The organism is Mesorhizobium sp. B2-8-5 (assembly GCF_006440675.2).
GTDB lineage: Bacteria > Pseudomonadota > Alphaproteobacteria > Rhizobiales > Rhizobiaceae > Mesorhizobium.
The window spans coordinates 4,464,232-4,478,799 of the sequence record NZ_CP083951.1; the positions used below are offsets into that span (position 1 = coordinate 4,464,232).

At 63.9% G+C, this 14,568-nt stretch carries 13 protein-coding genes; 7 read left to right on the forward strand and 6 right to left on the reverse strand.

Annotated features, from left to right (window positions below):
• Positions 1-205 precede the first annotated feature (205 nt).
• Positions 206-1,462, reverse strand: a complete 1,257-nt coding sequence (locus tag FJ430_RS21780) for an N-acetylmuramoyl-L-alanine amidase (RefSeq protein ID WP_140646942.1) — start codon at positions 1,460-1,462, stop codon at positions 206-208.
• A gap of 643 nt (positions 1,463-2,105) precedes the next feature.
• Here FJ430_RS21780 and FJ430_RS21785 point away from each other — a divergent pair.
• Positions 2,106-5,042, forward strand: a complete 2,937-nt coding sequence (locus tag FJ430_RS21785) for an Rne/Rng family ribonuclease (protein ID WP_140707617.1) — start codon at positions 2,106-2,108, stop codon at positions 5,040-5,042.
• A gap of 126 nt (positions 5,043-5,168) precedes the next feature.
• Here the strand turns inward: FJ430_RS21785 and FJ430_RS21790 are convergent, their stop codons facing one another.
• Positions 5,169-6,098, reverse strand: coding sequence for a glutaminase (locus FJ430_RS21790; RefSeq protein WP_181175483.1), 930 nt, complete (start codon positions 6,096-6,098; stop codon positions 5,169-5,171).
• 5 nt (positions 6,099-6,103) lie between these two features.
• A complete protein-coding gene (locus tag FJ430_RS21795) occupies positions 6,104-7,252 on the reverse strand; it encodes a pyridoxal phosphate-dependent aminotransferase (RefSeq protein ID WP_140707613.1) in 1,149 nt (382 codons plus the stop codon).
• Between the two features lie 187 nt (positions 7,253-7,439).
• Between FJ430_RS21795 and FJ430_RS21800 the strand changes: the two genes are divergently transcribed.
• The 6 genes from FJ430_RS21800 (at position 7,440) to aat (ending at position 12,786) form a co-directional block, all read left to right on the forward strand.
• Complete coding sequence (locus FJ430_RS21800; RefSeq protein ID WP_140707611.1) at positions 7,440-8,852, forward strand: M48 family metalloprotease; 1,413 nt, start codon at positions 7,440-7,442, stop codon at positions 8,850-8,852.
• Between the two features lie 59 nt (positions 8,853-8,911).
• A complete protein-coding gene (locus tag FJ430_RS21805) occupies positions 8,912-9,739 on the forward strand; it encodes a DsbA family protein (RefSeq protein ID WP_140707609.1) in 828 nt (275 codons plus the stop codon).
• A 131-nt stretch (positions 9,740-9,870) separates the two neighbouring features.
• Entirely contained in the window at positions 9,871-10,305 is a 435-nt protein-coding gene (aroQ, locus tag FJ430_RS21810) for a type II 3-dehydroquinate dehydratase (protein ID WP_095767887.1), read from the forward strand.
• A 26-nt stretch (positions 10,306-10,331) separates the two neighbouring features.
• Entirely contained in the window at positions 10,332-10,793 is a 462-nt protein-coding gene (gene accB, locus FJ430_RS21815; RefSeq protein WP_140646936.1) for an acetyl-CoA carboxylase biotin carboxyl carrier protein, read from the forward strand.
• Between the two features lie 19 nt (positions 10,794-10,812).
• Entirely contained in the window at positions 10,813-12,156 is a 1,344-nt protein-coding gene (accC, locus tag FJ430_RS21820) for an acetyl-CoA carboxylase biotin carboxylase subunit (protein ID WP_140707607.1), read from the forward strand.
• A gap of 12 nt (positions 12,157-12,168) precedes the next feature.
• A complete protein-coding gene (aat, locus tag FJ430_RS21825; RefSeq protein WP_140707605.1) occupies positions 12,169-12,786 on the forward strand; it encodes a leucyl/phenylalanyl-tRNA--protein transferase in 618 nt (205 codons plus the stop codon).
• Here the strand turns inward: aat and FJ430_RS21830 are convergent.
• From FJ430_RS21830 to FJ430_RS21840, 3 genes are all read right to left on the reverse strand, one after another.
• Positions 12,777-13,169, reverse strand: a complete 393-nt coding sequence (locus FJ430_RS21830; RefSeq protein WP_140707603.1) for a hypothetical protein — start codon at positions 13,167-13,169, stop codon at positions 12,777-12,779. The two genes, aat and FJ430_RS21830, sit on opposite strands and share 10 nt — an antisense overlap.
• Positions 13,170-13,227: 58 nt before the next feature.
• Positions 13,228-13,800 carry a DUF2155 domain-containing protein gene (locus FJ430_RS21835; RefSeq protein WP_140646932.1) on the reverse strand — a complete coding sequence of 191 codons (573 nt, stop codon included), beginning with the start codon at positions 13,798-13,800 and terminating at the stop codon, positions 13,228-13,230.
• 136 nt (positions 13,801-13,936) lie between these two features.
• Entirely contained in the window at positions 13,937-14,335 is a 399-nt protein-coding gene (locus FJ430_RS21840) for an NADH:ubiquinone oxidoreductase subunit NDUFA12 (RefSeq protein ID WP_140646931.1), read from the reverse strand.
• Positions 14,336-14,568 lie beyond the last annotated feature (233 nt).

Sequence of the window (14,568 nt, forward strand, 5' to 3'; positions counted from 1 at the left end):
CGGGAATTTCCTAGACGAAGCCGACAGTCGCGCAAGCTTCCAGGGGCGGTCCCAATCCGCAATCGAAAAACCCATGTCGCGACCATGTGGACAAAATACGGCAGCGCGAAATTTGAGGACTCGGTTGGCGAATAATAACGCCGGGTGTTGTCGTCATGCAACGCTGCTTGTGGTTGTAGACGTCCGGCGGTCGTGGGCGGCGGGGTCAGCCACCCGTCGCGGTTCCGGTCTTGGCGGCGGCAAACAGGGCAACCGCGTTGGTTATGCTTTGCGCCGCCTTGCCGCGCCAGTCAGCGTTGAGCAGCTGCGCCTCGTCCTTGACGTTGGAGAGGTAGCCGAGCTCGACCAGGACGGACGGCACGTCCGGAGCCCTGAGCACCCTGAAGCCGGCCGAGCGCTGCGGATTGTTGATCAGGCCGACGCTGGTCGACAGCTGACCGACCAGCGTGTGGGCGAAGCTCATCGAGAAACCATGCGTTTCACGGCGGATCAGGTCGATCAGGATGTCGGTGACTTCCTTGTTGTCGTCCTCGATCTTCATTCCGGCGAACTGGTCGGACAGGTTCTCGCGATCCGCGAGCGCCTGGGCCTCCGGATCGGAAGCCTTGTCCGAGAGCGTGTAGACCGTGGCGCCGCGAAGGCCTTTGACGGCGATCGTATCGGCATGGATGGAGATCAGGAGGTCGGCCTCGTGCTGGCGCGCGATGCGCACGCGTTCGTCCAGCGCCAGGTACACGTCGTTGTCGCGTGTCATGTAGACATCGTATTTGCCGACCGCGGCCAGCTTGTCGCGCAGTTCCTTGGCAAAAGCGAGCGTGACATCCTTCTCGACCGTGCCGGCGGAGCTTTCGGCGCCACCATCGACGCCGCCATGGCCGGGATCGATAACCACCGTGAAGCGATGGCCGGGCGCCGAGACCGGTCCGGTGCCGACCCGCTCGCCCTTTTCGGTCGAAACCGTCGAACCGGTCGTCAGCGACTGGTTGGCGAGAGCTTCGTCGAACTCCCGCTCGGAGGCAGCCGACATATCGATGGCGATGCGATAGCCGCTGCCGTCGTCGTTCTTGAGCACGTCGAGCTTGTCGACGGCGAAAGGGCCCTTGCCGGTGAGGATCAGGCGCGAGCCATGTCCCTGATCGCCGTAGCGAACGGCCCGTACAAGGCCGCGCGGCTTCACATCCTTGGCGTCGAGCGCGAATCGCGTGCGCGGCAGATCGACGACGAGGCGATTGGGGCCGCGCAGCAGGAACCATTTGACGTCCGGCTCGCGGTCGAAATTCACGACGATGCGCATCTTTGTGGCGTCGCCGGCCATCTTGTAGCCGGTCGCGCCAAGCAGGGTGTCGGCACGCGCGGCGGCTGTAAGGCAGAACAACAGTGCCAGCAGCAAGGCAGTCCAGGCCACGCGCAGGAAATGCCCAGCGGCCCCACCCCTCTTGTCTGCGGCGCCCGCCGGTCCCATCTCTTATCCGTCGCTCCCGGTTTGACGCATTGCGCCCGGTTTTCTCGCAGAGTGCCTGTCAGGCCGCCAACTCGATTAACGATTGGTATTCAGAGAAGGTTAACCAAGCCTTTCATGGAGCGGGAAGAAGGCACGTTCCCCGGGGGAAGCGCTTTTTGCCGGCATCCGAAATCGGGGTTGCCTTCCATCCCGCCAAATCATAAAAGCGACGTTGGATCACTGCAATCCTGGAACCGCTCGCCTCAGCAGTTTCCTGCCAAAGGTTGGATGCAAAGGCGGCTCCTTACCCTTCCAGGCTCGGGTGGTCGCGACGATTTTCGCAGGCGTGCCCTCGTGGCGGGGAATCGCTTGCGTGAGGAAAACGGCCGGGTTGGTCCCGTGCCGGCTCTTTATGAGCAAACAAGCTGGTCCGGCTCAGCCCGGGCTTTGGTTCAAAGGTTCTGCTGGGTGCCGATGGCTTCAAGCGCAATCATGGAAAGGTCCGCATCGAACCGCGCCATAATGGCTGCGGGCGGCACCGCCATTGCGCTCAAGCGGCGGCCGGCGGACGTTCAATTATCCGGCATGCACACAGATACAGGCGCACAGCGGCGGGCATTGCCACGCCAGCTGCGGCTGTCGGCTGCCGGCAGGAAACAAAATAATGCCCAACAAGATGCTGATAGACGCCTCCCACCCGGAGGAAACACGCGTTGTTGTCGTTCGCGGTAACCGCATCGAAGAATTCGACTTTGAATCCCAGGACAAAAAGCAGCTCAAAGGAAACATCTACCTCGCCCGCGTAACCCGCGTCGAACCTTCCCTCCAGGCAGCCTTTGTCGAATATGGCGGCAACCGTCACGGTTTTCTCGCCTTCAGTGAAATTCATCCCGACTATTACCAGATCCCGGTCGCCGACCGTCAGGCCCTGCTGCGCGCCGAAGCGCAGGAGGCCGAAGACGAAGACGACGAGGAGGCCGAGAACGGCGAAGAGCAGCAGGCGCGCGATCGCGGCGGCCGGCGCAACCGCCGGCGCGGCGGCAAGAACCGCGACCGCGGCGAGCACAAGCACGCTTCCTCGGAGAACGAGGAAAGCACGGTCGAGGCTATAGCTGACGAAACCGCCGCTGAGGTTGTCAGGGGCGAGGAAGCCGGCGGCGAGACCGCCGATACCCCGGCAGAAAATGCCGGAGCAGTCTCCGAGGCCGTCGAGGCCGTATCGGAAGCGGCTGAAGAATCCGCCGGCGAAGCTGGCGGAGATGACGCCACGGACGATGAGGATGGCAAGCCATCCGAAGGTGGCCCGACCTCGATTGCCGCCAGCATCGAAGCAGATGTGATTTCCGAGGCGGTCCCGCAGGCGGATCAGCCCGAGCAGAGCGGCGAAGCCGCCGCCAGCGACAATGATCGCGGCATGCTGGAGGACGTCTCGGCCTCGCACTCGGACGAGCACGAGGTCGAATCGGTCGGCGCCGAGGACGCGCTCGAGGAAATCCGCAACCGCCGCAAGCCGGTGCGTCGCCAGTACAAGATCCAGGAAGTCATCAAGCGCCGCCAGATCCTTTTGGTGCAGGTGGTCAAGGAAGAGCGCGGCAACAAGGGCGCGGCGCTCACCACCTATCTGTCGCTTGCCGGCCGCTATTCGGTGCTGATGCCGAACACGGCGCGCGGCGGCGGCATCTCGCGCAAGATCACCAACGCCCAGGACCGCAAGCGGCTGAAGGAGGTCGTGACCGATCTCGACGTGCCGCAGGGCATGGGCGTCATCCTGCGCACCGCCGGCGAAAGCCGCACCAAGGCGGAGATCAAGCGCGACTACGAATATCTGATGCGGCTTTGGGAGAACGTCCGCAACCTGACGCTGCAGTCCTCGGCCCCTGCCCTGGTCTATGAGGAAGGCAGCCTGATCAAGCGTTCGGTGCGCGACCTCTACAACAAGGACATCGACGAGATCCTTGTCTCCGGCGAAGACGGCTACCGCGAGGCCAAGGATTTCATGCGCATGCTGATGCCGAGCCACGCCAAGGTGGTTCAGCCATTCCGCGACACCACGCCGATCTTCGTGCGCAACGGTATCGAGGCGCAGCTCGATCGCATGCTGCAGCCGCAGGTGACGCTGAAGAGCGGTGGCTACATCATCATCAACCAGACCGAGGCGCTGGTTTCGATCGACGTCAACTCCGGCCGCTCCACCAAGGAGCATTCGATCGAGGAGACCGCGCTCCACACCAATCTGGAAGCGGCAGAGGAAGTCGCGCGGCAGTTGCGATTGCGCGACCTTGCCGGCCTGATCGTCATCGACTTCATCGACATGGAGGAGAACCGCAACAACCGCTCCGTCGAGAAGCGGCTGAAGGATCACCTCAAGAATGACCGCGCCCGTATACAGGTCGGCCGCATCTCACACTTCGGCCTGATGGAAATGTCGCGCCAGCGCATTCGCGCCAGCGTGCTGGAATCGACCATGAAGCCTTGCCCGCATTGCGGTGGCACGGGCCATGTGCGCTCCGATTCCTCCGTGGCGCTGATGGTCGTGCGGGCGATCGAGGAATTCCTGCTCAAGGATTCGCGCAGCCACATCATCGTGCGCACACCGGCGGCGACCGCGCTCTATGTGCTCAACCACAAGCGCGCCAACCTGCTGGAGCTCGAAGCCCGCTTCGGCCTGACGATCACGATCGAGGCCGACGAGACGCTCGGCACTCAGCACTACGCGATCTTCCGCGGCGCCGTTGCCGAGAAGCCGGAAGGCTTTGTCGAGGTGCGCAGCCTGCCGGCCTATGTCGAGCCGGAAGAGCCCGAGGACGAGATCGTCGTCGAGGAAGATGAAGAGGAAGTCTCGGTCCAGGCTGAACAGCCGCGCCACGCGCAGCAGGGCCAGCATCAGCAGCGATCCGAGGATGGCGAAGGCCGTGATCGCAAGCGTCGCAAGCGTCGGCGGCGGCGCGGCGGCAGGGATCGCGACCGCGACCACAACGGGGACGCCGCGGCGGCGCCGATGGAAGCCGGCGAAGCCGATGATGATGCAACGGAAGAGACCACCGAGGAGGTGACCGCCGGCGACGAGGCCGTGGCGGCCGCTGCCGACGACGGTTCCGGAAAGAAGCGCCGGCGCGGGAAGCGCGGTGGCAAGCGCAACCGCCGTGAGGACGAAGCTTCAGACGCCGTTGCCGGCGAAACTGTCGGCGATATCGAGCGTGAGTCGGTTGAAGGCCAGGACGCCGTAAGCGAGCCGGCAATAGCCGCTCCCGCGGAAGAACCTGCCGCTCCGGCGGCGGCTAATGACGATGCCGAGGCGATCGAAAAGCCGAAGAAGCCCCGCCGTTCGAGGGCTAAGAAGGTGGTCGAGGAAGCCGCGGCCGAGACGGTGTCCGAACCTGTGGCCGAGGCCCAGGTCGCGCCCGTGGCTGCCGAGCCGGAGCCCGTGGCAGCTGCGGCATCCGAGGCGGAGCCTGCCGCCGGCGCCCACCCGACGCGGCGCAAGCCACAGTCAGTCGACGCGCCGGTTGTTCCCGTCGTGTCGTCGAATGTAAGCGACGAAGCCAAGGCCGAGGACAAGCCGAAGCGCGGCGGCTGGTGGCAGCGCAAAGGCTTTTTCTAAGCCTTTCAGGTTGTTAGGCTGATCTTTTGAAAGAATCCCGCGCCGCACCCGGCGCGGGATTTTTCATTTCGCCGACAGCCCTTTTTAGCGCAGTTCCGGGTGGAAAACCGCCAGCACTTTGCTGCTTTACGGCGCGAAGATCGACCAGTTCATCATCCGGGCGAGCTTCTCCATGGCGATTGAGCCGAGCTTGGAGTTGCCGTTCTCGTTGAGTCCGGGCGACCACACCGCCAGCGAAGCAACCCCTGGCACGATGCCGAGAATGCCGCCACCGACACCGCTTTTGCCTGGGATACCGACGCGGAAGGCAAAGTCGCCGGAACCGTCATAGTGGCCGCAGGTCAGCATCAGTGCGCCGATGCGGCGCGCCCGTTCGGCCGAGACGACCGAATGCCCGGTCGCCGGGTTCCTGCCGCCATTGGCGAGGAAGCAGCCGGCCATGGCGAGTTGGCGGCAGCTCATAGCAATCGCGCAATGGTGGAAATAGACACCCAGCGCCAGCTCCGGTTCGTGATGGAGATTGCCGAAGGATTTCATGTAGTTGGCCATGGCGAAGTTGCGGTAGCCGGTGGCGCGCTCGGATGCCGCCACCTCGCGGTCGATGATGATCGTCTCGTCATCGGCGAGGAACTGGATGAAGCGCAGGATTTCGCCTATCGCCTCGCGCGGCTGATGGCCGGCGAGCAGGACGTCGGAGACGACGATGGCGCCGGCATTGATGAACGGATTGCGCGGGATGCCGTTCTCGTGTTCGAGCTGGACGATCGAGTTGAACGGATTGCCGGACGGCTCGCGGCCGACGCGATGCCATAGCGCATCGCCGACCTTGCCAAGCGCCAGCGTGAGCGTGAAGACTTTCGAGACGCTCTGGATCGAAAAGGGCTGATCGGCATCGCCGGCAAGCATGACGCGGCCGTCATTGGTCACGGCGGCGATGCCGAATTTCTTCGGGTCGACCTTGCCGAGCTGCGGGATGTAGGTCGCCACCTCGCCGCGATCGGTACGCTGCGCCATTTCGGCGGCCACTTCGGCCAGTGCCTGCTCGAGTTCCGGCATGGCTTCTATTTCAGCCAGCGTTCGATGCGCGCCAGCGCCTCGACCATCTCGTCATGGCTGCCGGCATAGGAAAAGCGCATGGTGCGATGGCCCTGCTGCGGGTCGAAATCACGGCCGGGCGTCGCCGCGACATGCGCCTCGGCCAGCATCTTGCGCGCAAAAGCCATGCTGTCGTTGGTGTGGCGGGTGACATCGCAGAACGCATAGAAGGCGCCGTCCATCGGCGCGGCGAGCGCGAAGCCGAGTTCTGGCAGGCGTTTCATTAGAAGGTCGCGGTTCCAGGCATAACGCGCCTTCACCTTTTCCAGCTCTTCGGTCGCCTTGAAAGCCTCGATCGCAGCGACCTGCGACAGCTCCGGCGGCGAGATGTAGAGGCTCTGGGCGACACGCTCGACCGGCCGCACCAGTTCTTGCGGCAGCACCATCCAGCCGATCCGCCAGCCGGTCATGCAATAATATTTCGAGAAGGAATTGATCACGGTGACACCGGCGCCGTGCGCCAGCGCGGTGACATCTGGCGCCGCGTAGGCCAGCCGGTGATAGATTTCGTCCGAGATCACGGCGATGCCGAGTTCCTCGGCCGTCTTCACCAGCGCGGCAAGTTCATCCGCCGGAATGACCGCGCCGGTCGGATTGGCGGGGCTGGCGAACAGCACGCCCTTCAGCGGCTTGTCGCGATGCGCGGCCTTGAGGTGCTCGGCATGCAGATAGGCATCCGCGCCGAGCTCGATTTCGACGATCTCGATGCCGAGCGCGGCCATGATGTTGCGGTAGGCCGGATAGCCGGGCGCGGCGATGGCGACGCGGTCGCCCGGATCGAACATGGCCAGGAAAGCGAGGTTGAAGGCGGCGGACGAGCCGGTCGTGACGGCAATGCGCGACGGCGCGACGTCGATCCCATAGTGCTCGCCATAATGCGCCACGATCGCCTTGCGCAGATCGGCGAGACCCAAGGCGTCGGTGTAGCCGATGCGGCCATGCCGCAGGGCCGCGGCCGCTGCCTCGCGGACGCCGACCGGCGCGGGATCCGATGGCTGGCCGACGGCCATCGACACCACGGGCACTCCGGCGGCCTTCAGCCGGTTGGCTTCGGCCAGGATGTCCATGGCGTGGAAGGGCTCGACTTCCCCTCGGCGTGAAAGCGAAACGACCATTTGACCTCTTCCAACTGCCATTATCCGGCGAAATTCCTGGGCGGAAGCCGTCCTGGATCGCCCTTGAACCGCCCCGGTTCGAGGGCAGCGCCGCACAAATGCCCGATTGATGTGGGGATCACAAGCGCGCAGGAAGTTACCGGCGCCGACTTTTCATCTTTCGCCCGCTCGTCTACCAGTGGACCTTATGTTGAGCCGACCCCGACCATCGCTTGGCGAATCGACCTCCCTCAGCCGAACTGCGCGCGACTTCGCGACGCTTCTGCTTGCCGCCGCGGTCGCCGTGTCGAGCTCGGTCAGCGCCTTTGCGCAAGGCGTGCCGGTGGTGCGCGACGCTGAGATCGAGGCCTTGGTGCGCGACTATGCCCGGCCGATCTTCGAGGCCGCGGGGCTTGCCAATGACGGCATCGACATCGTTCTGGTCAACGACCAGAGCTTCAACGCCTTCGTCACCGGGCGGCGACTGTTCATCAACACCGGCGCGCTGGTGACCGCCGAAACGCCGAACGAGATCATTGGCGTCATCGCGCACGAGGCCGGCCATATCGCTGGCGGTCACCAGCAGAAATTGCGCGACCAGCTCGACCGCGCCAAGACCATGGCCATCATGGCCACGCTGCTTGGTGCCGGCGCCATGGTGGCCGGCGCCACCACCAACAGCCGCGGCCTTGCCGGCGCCGGCATGGGGGTCGCCGCCGGCGGCGGCGAGATGGCGCAACGCTCGATCCTCGCCTATCGGCGTACCGAAGAAATCACCGCCGACCGTTCGGCGATCACCTATCTCAACGCCACCGGCCAATCCGGTATGGGCATGCTGAAGACCTTCGGCCGCTTCCAGAGCGCGCTCTCGCTCGCCGGCACCCATGTCGACCCCTATCGGATCAGCCATCCGATGCCGCAGGAGCGCATCGCCAACCTGGAAGTGCTCGTCAAGCAGAGCCCGTTCGTCAACGTTGTCGACCCGCCGTCGCTGCAGCAGCGGCACGACATGATGCGCATCAAGATCGCCGCCTATATGCAGGGCCAGGCAGCCGTCGCGCGGCTGATGCGCAAGAACCCGGCCAGCCTTGCCTCGCGCTATGGCGATGCGCAGCAGACCTATCTCTTCGGCAGTCCGGGCGCGGCGCTCACCAAGACGGCGGCGCTGATCAAGGAACAACCGAAGAACCCCTATTTCCATGAATTGCGCGGCGATATCCTGATGAAGGCCAACAAGTCGAAGGATGCGGCGGACGCCTATGCCAAGGCGGTCAGCCTCGATCCAGCGCGCTCCGGCCTGCTGCTGGTCTCGCTCGGCCAGGCGCTGATGGCGGTGGGAACGCCCGATTCGACTCAGAAGGCAGTGGTCCAGCTCAACAATGGCGTCGGGCGGGACAAGGAAAATGCCGACGCTTATCGCTTTCTGGCGCAGGCATATGGCGAACTCGGCGAGATTCCGGCTGCCGATCTCGCCACCGCCGAGGGCCACTATTATGCGGGCGACTACAAAAACGCTAAGATCTTCGCCATGCGCGCTCAACAGAAATTGAAGCGCGGCGAACCCCGCTGGGTCCGCGCGCAGGATATTATAAACTACACGCCATCGAACAAACTCAAATGAACCTCCCGGACGTTGGCGGCGACCAAGGCGGACCGGAAAAGGCAAAAGGATCGACAATCATGAACAAGGCAATCCTGCTTGGCAGCGCTGGCGGTCTGGCTGTGGCGCTCGGGATGTTGGCCTTCGGCTTCGTGGCGGGAAACCCGCAGGCCGCGAGGGCCGACACCGTGCAACTGGCTCAGGTCACGTCCTCGACCGACACCAAGGTTTCCGCCGACACCAAGATCGATCGCAAAGAGGTCGAAGGCATCATCCGCGATTATCTCCTGAAGAACCCGGAAGTTCTGCTCGAGGTGCAGGACGCGCTCGAGGCCAAGCAGAAGGAAGAGCAGCGGCTCGCAGCACTTGGCGTGATCAAGGACTCCAAGGACGAGATCTTCAACTCCACCTTCGACGGCGTCGTCGGCAATCCGAAGGGCAAGATCACGATCGTCGAGTTCTACGATTACAATTGCGGCTTCTGCAAACGCGCCATCGAGGACATGCAGGTGCTGACCAAGTCCGACCCGGACCTGCGCTTCGTGCTCAAGGAATTCCCGATCCTCAGCCCGGACTCGCAGAAGGCCAGCGTCGTCTCCATGGCGTTCCACCTGATGCACCCGGAAAAATACGGCGAATTCCACACCGCGCTGCTCGGCGGCCAGGGCCGCGCCACCGAAGCGACCGCCATCAAGGTTGCGCTTTCGCTCGGCGCCGACGAGGCAGCGCTGCGCGAGAAGATGAAGGATCCGCGCATCGCCGAAACGCTTTCGCGCACCTATGACCTTGCGACGAAACTGTCGATCACCGGCACGCCGTCCTATGTGGTTGGCAACGAGGTGATCTTCGGAGCGCTCGGCCAGCAGGTTCTGGCGGAAAAGATCGAAGAGGCAAAGAGCGCGCTCTAGACGCCCGCGGTGCAAAAGCCGGCCGCTGTGGACAGCGAAAGAACGCACTTGCGCTCTTTTCGCGGGCGGCTATGCCCATTATAGAGGCGCAGTGCGCCGGCTTGGGGTCGGCGTAGAACAAGGTCGGCATATTGAAAACGATTTTCGTCCTCAACGGTCCCAATCTCAATGCGCTCGGCAAGCGCGAACCGGGGATCTATGGCGGCAAGACGCTTGCGGCCATCGCCGAGGACTGCAAGGCGGCCGGCGCCGCGCTCGGGCTCGAGATCGATTTTCGCCAATCCAACCATGAAGGCGATCTGGTCGACTGGATCCAGGAAGCCAGCGAGAAGGCGGCAGGCATCGTCATCAATCCCGGCGCCTACAGCCACACATCGATCGCCATTCACGACGCCATCCGCGCCGCAGCACCGCTGCCCGTCGCGGAAGTCCATCTTTCCAACATCCACGCGCGGGAGCCCTTCCGCCACGTCTCCATGGTCGCGCCGGTCGCTGTCGGCATGATCTGCGGGTTCGGGCCGCTCGGCTACACCCTCGCGCTGCAGGCACTGGCGGCTCGCCTGTGACCGGCTCCCAAACAGAAGGCTCGAAAATGTCGATAAAAAAGACCGGTGTTGACCAGCAGCTGATCCGCGATCTGGCGGGCATTCTGAACGACACCAATCTGACCGAGATCGAGGTCGAACTCGGCGACCTCAAGGTGCGCGTCTCGCGCCAAACGCAGGCCGTCCACGCCGTCGCCGCGCCGCTTGCCGCGGTTGCTCCTGTTGCCGCGGCAGCGGCTCAGCCCGCAACGGCAGCCGCGGCCGCCGATGTGTCCAAGAACGCAGTGCCCTCGCCGATGGTCGGCACCGCCTATCTGGCACCCTCGCCCGACGCCAAGGCGTTCATCGAAGTCGGCCAGAAGGTCAAGGAAGGCCAGACGCTGCTCATCATCGAAGCGATGAAGACGATGAACCAGATCCCCTCGCCGCGCGCCGGCACGGTGACGGCGATCCTCATCGAGGATGCCCAGCCGGTCGAATACGGCATGCCGCTGGTGGTCCTTGAGTAGAGCTGGGAACAACCAAGAGATGTTCCAGAAGATCCTCATCGCCAATCGCGGCGAAATCGCGCTCCGCGTGCTGCGCGCCTGCAAGGAGCTCGGCATCCAGACGGTGGTGGTCCACTCGACCGCGGATTCCGACGCCATGCATGTTCGGCTTGCCGACGAGAGCGTCTGCATCGGCCCGCCGCCCTCGCGCGAAAGCTATCTCAACATCCACCAGATCGTCGCCGCCTGCGAGATCACCGGCGCCGACGCCGTGCATCCGGGCTACGGCTTCCTGTCGGAGAATGCCAAGTTCGCCGACATCCTGGCGGCCCACAACATCACCTTCATCGGCCCGTCGGGCGACCATATCCGCATCATGGGCGACAAGATCGAGGCCAAGCGCACGGCAAAGCGTCTCGGCATCCCGGTCGTGCCTGGATCCGACGGCGCGATCAGCGAGGAGAAGGAAGCCAAGCGCGTCGCCGCCGAGATCGGCTATCCGGTGATCATCAAGGCCTCCGCCGGCGGCGGCGGCCGCGGCATGAAGGTGGCGCATAGCGAAGCCGACCTCGAAGTCGCGCTGCAGACGGCCAAGTCGGAAGCGGGTGCCGCCTTCGGCGACGACGCCGTCTATATCGAGAAATACCTGGAGAAGCCGCGCCATATCGAGGTGCAGGTGTTCGGCGACGGCGCTGGCCGCGGCGTGCATTTCGGCGAGCGCGACTGCTCGCTGCAGCGGCGCCACCAGAAAGTCTGGGAGGAAGCCAATTCGCCGGCGCTCAATGCCGAGGAGCGTTCGCGCATCGGCGGCATCTGCGCCAAGGCGATTGCCGATCTCGGCTATTCGGGCGCCGGCACGATCGAGTTCCTCTACGAAAATGGCGAGTTCTATTTCATCGAGATGAACACGCGTCTTCAGGTCGAGCATCCGGTCACCGAAGCGATCACCGGCATCGACCTCGTGCACGAGCAGATCCGCGTCGCCTCGGGTGGCGGGCTGTCGGTCAGGCAGGAAGACATCAAGTTCAACGGCCATGCCATCGAGTGCCGCATCAACGCCGAGGATCCGCGCACCTTCACGCCCTCGCCCGGCACGATCACGCATTTCCATACGCCCGGCGGCCTCGGCATCCGCGTCGATTCCGGCGTTTATTCCGGCTACAAAATCCCGCCCTATTACGATAGTCTGATCGGCAAGCTGATCGTGCATGGCCGCAACCGCGTCGAATGCATGATGCGGCTGCGCCGCGCGCTCGACGAATTCGTCGTCGACGGCATCAAGACGACGCTGCCGCTGTTCCGCGACCTTGTCGGCAATCCCGACATCGCCAATGGCGACTACGACATCCACTGGCTGGAAAAATACCTGGCCAAGGGTGAATAGCACGGGGATGCGATGACCCGCCCCTACGCGCCAGGCTATCGTATTCCGACCGACCTGCTGCTCAGGGCCTATGCCTCTGGTGTCTTCCCGATGGCCGAGAGTGCCAACGACCCCGAAGTGTTCTGGGTGCGGCCGGAAACGCGCGGCATCATTCCGCTGGACGGGTTCCACACGCCACGCAGCCTGAAGAAGACGATCCGCAAGCATCCGTTCGAGATCCGCTACGACTTCGATTTCGAGGCGACGATCGACGGCTGCGCCGAAAAGCGCGAGGAGCGCCGCTCGACCTGGATCAATGCGCCGATCCGCGAAGCCTATGTCGATCTCTATCGCCTGGGCCACTGCCATTCGGTCGAGGCGTGGCGCGGGGAACGCCTGGTCGGCGGCCTCTACGGTGTCTCGCTCGGGCGCGTGTTTTTCGGCGAAAGCATGTTCGCCAGGGAGACCGACGCTTCAAAGACCTGCCTCTACCATCTCGTCGAGCGGCTGAAGGCGCGCGGCTTCGCGCTGCTCGACACGCAGTTCACCACCGAGCATCTGAAGCGCTTCGGCGCCGTCGACGTGCCGCGCGGCCAGTATGAGAAGCTGCTCGCCGAAGCGCTGAAGGGCGAGGCCGTCTTTTATCCTTGAGTTCGCTCTGCCGCCTCGATCGGCGTCTGCGCATGGAACATCATCTTCCAGCCGTCGGCGCGATGGACATAGCCGGTGCTGACCAAAGCGGCATAGGATTCGCCGTTCTCGCGCGTTGCGCGCGCCTCGTAGGTCAGCATGACGATGTCGCTGCCGGGCTCGACCATGCCCTTCAACTTGATGTCCAGGTCGCGCCATTTGTTGGGCTTGGTTGCGGTCTTTGCGAGATCGGCATTGGTCATCGCCTGCGCCATCTGCGGGAACGCCACCAGGCACTCCACATCGGCATTGGCTTCATAGTAGGCGGAATCGCCTGACCAAAAGCCCTTCTCGATATCGAGAAGCTCCTGCTTGTTGGCGGTGATTGTTTTCGTGACAGTCATCGCGGAATCCTCCTCGCCTTGCCGATTTGAACGGCCAAAGGGCGGGCAGGTTCCGAGATCAGTTCGTGTCGGTGGTATCGTCCGGGGCCGGCGCCGCGTCAGCCGGCTCGGATGCGGCGTCGGCCGGTTGCGCCGGAGCCTTGGGCTTGGCGGCTTCGGTCTTCGGCTTGGCCGTGTCGGCCTTGGCCGCGGTCGGCGGCGGCACGTCCGACTTCTGCTTGCAACCCTTGAGCCAGACGTCATAGACGGCGTGCTCGACGGCGTTGAGGCCCGGGCTTTCGGCAAACATCCAGCCGGTGAAGATGCGGCGGATCTTGCGGTCGAGCGTGATCTCGTCGACCTCGACGAAGGAATCGGTCTTCGGCTGCTCCGTATCCGGCCGCGAATAGCAGACGCGCGGCGTCACCTGCAAAGCGCCGAACTGCACGGTTTCGTCGATATAGACGTCGAAGGTGATGATGCGGCCGGTGATCTTGTCGATGCCGGCGAACTCGGCCACCGCATTGGTGACGCGGTCGGAGGCCGCGGGTGCCGCGGCCGGCGCCTGCGCGGCGGCGAAGGCCGCCGTCGAGGCAACCAGAATGGACGCCGCCGCGATCAGCGCCTTTGAGGTATGGCCGAAAGAGCTCATGCAAAATACCGGTGGTTGCGCCCGGGTGATTCTCTCAACGCCCAAGGCTAGTCATGGCTGCGCAGTCAGCAAGCAGCTAAATGCCAATTGTGGCGATAAAGGACCGAAGCGGCGTCTTGGATTACGATCCGAGGGATTACGACCCCGGCGTCCAGGCGTCGTAGTCGCCAGTCACCTGCGGGCGATGCTGGTTGGTCAGGATGGAACCCTGCGGACGATAGGCGCCGGGCGTTCCGGTCAGGTTCGGCCGATGCTCCTTCTGCCAGTCGCGAGCCTTGTAGCTCTCGCTCGGTGGAGGTGTATCGACGCGATGATGGATCCAGCCATGCCAGCCCGGCGGGATCTTCGAGGCTTCCGAATAATCGCGATAAATGACCCAGCGGCGGGTGCGACCTTCCGAATCGATGCCGCCCTCATAGTAGACGTTGCCGGCTTCGTCCTCGCCGACCCTCTTGCCGAAGCGCCAGGTGTGGAAGCGCGTGCCGAGCGTCTGGCTGTTCCACCAAGTGAAAAACTGCAGCAGGAAAGTTTTCATCCACATCCTCACGGCGGCAGCGGCTGCGCCTTTTCCCTGCTTATGGCGTCACGCCACCGCGAAGGCAAGGGTTTTGCCATGTCCCCACGTAAATGCTTCGTGCGTCCTTGTCTTGAAGCATGTCGTCGTCCCAGAACCGCTCCGTACCTTTGGCGACATGCATTAAATCGATGCAGTTGTGCCGCCGGCGGCAACGCGGCTTGCCAAGCGCCGCCTGTCTTTCTAAAGCTCGG

Bases quoted from the DNA above. Each gene is read 5' to 3' on its own strand.
- FJ430_RS21780 (WP_140646942.1), bottom strand. From the start codon at position 1,462: ATGGGACCGGCGGGCGCCGCAGACAAGAGGGGTGGGGCCGCTGGGCAT.
- FJ430_RS21785 (WP_140707617.1), top strand. From the start codon at position 2,106: ATGCCCAACAAGATGCTGATAGACGCCTCCCACCCGGAGGAAACACGC.
- FJ430_RS21790 (WP_181175483.1), bottom strand. From the start codon at position 6,098: ATGCCGGAACTCGAGCAGGCACTGGCCGAAGTGGCCGCCGAAATGGCG.
- FJ430_RS21795 (WP_140707613.1), bottom strand. From the start codon at position 7,252: ATGGTCGTTTCGCTTTCACGCCGAGGGGAAGTCGAGCCCTTCCACGCC.
- FJ430_RS21800 (WP_140707611.1), top strand. From the start codon at position 7,440: ATGTTGAGCCGACCCCGACCATCGCTTGGCGAATCGACCTCCCTCAGC.
- FJ430_RS21805 (WP_140707609.1), top strand. From the start codon at position 8,912: ATGAACAAGGCAATCCTGCTTGGCAGCGCTGGCGGTCTGGCTGTGGCG.
- accB (WP_140646936.1), top strand. From the start codon at position 10,332: ATGTCGATAAAAAAGACCGGTGTTGACCAGCAGCTGATCCGCGATCTG.
- accC (WP_140707607.1), top strand. From the start codon at position 10,813: ATGTTCCAGAAGATCCTCATCGCCAATCGCGGCGAAATCGCGCTCCGC.
- aat (WP_140707605.1), top strand. From the start codon at position 12,169: ATGACCCGCCCCTACGCGCCAGGCTATCGTATTCCGACCGACCTGCTG.
- FJ430_RS21830 (WP_140707603.1), bottom strand. From the start codon at position 13,169: ATGACTGTCACGAAAACAATCACCGCCAACAAGCAGGAGCTTCTCGAT.
- FJ430_RS21835 (WP_140646932.1), bottom strand. From the start codon at position 13,800: ATGAGCTCTTTCGGCCATACCTCAAAGGCGCTGATCGCGGCGGCGTCC.
- FJ430_RS21840 (WP_140646931.1), bottom strand. From the start codon at position 14,335: ATGAAAACTTTCCTGCTGCAGTTTTTCACTTGGTGGAACAGCCAGACG.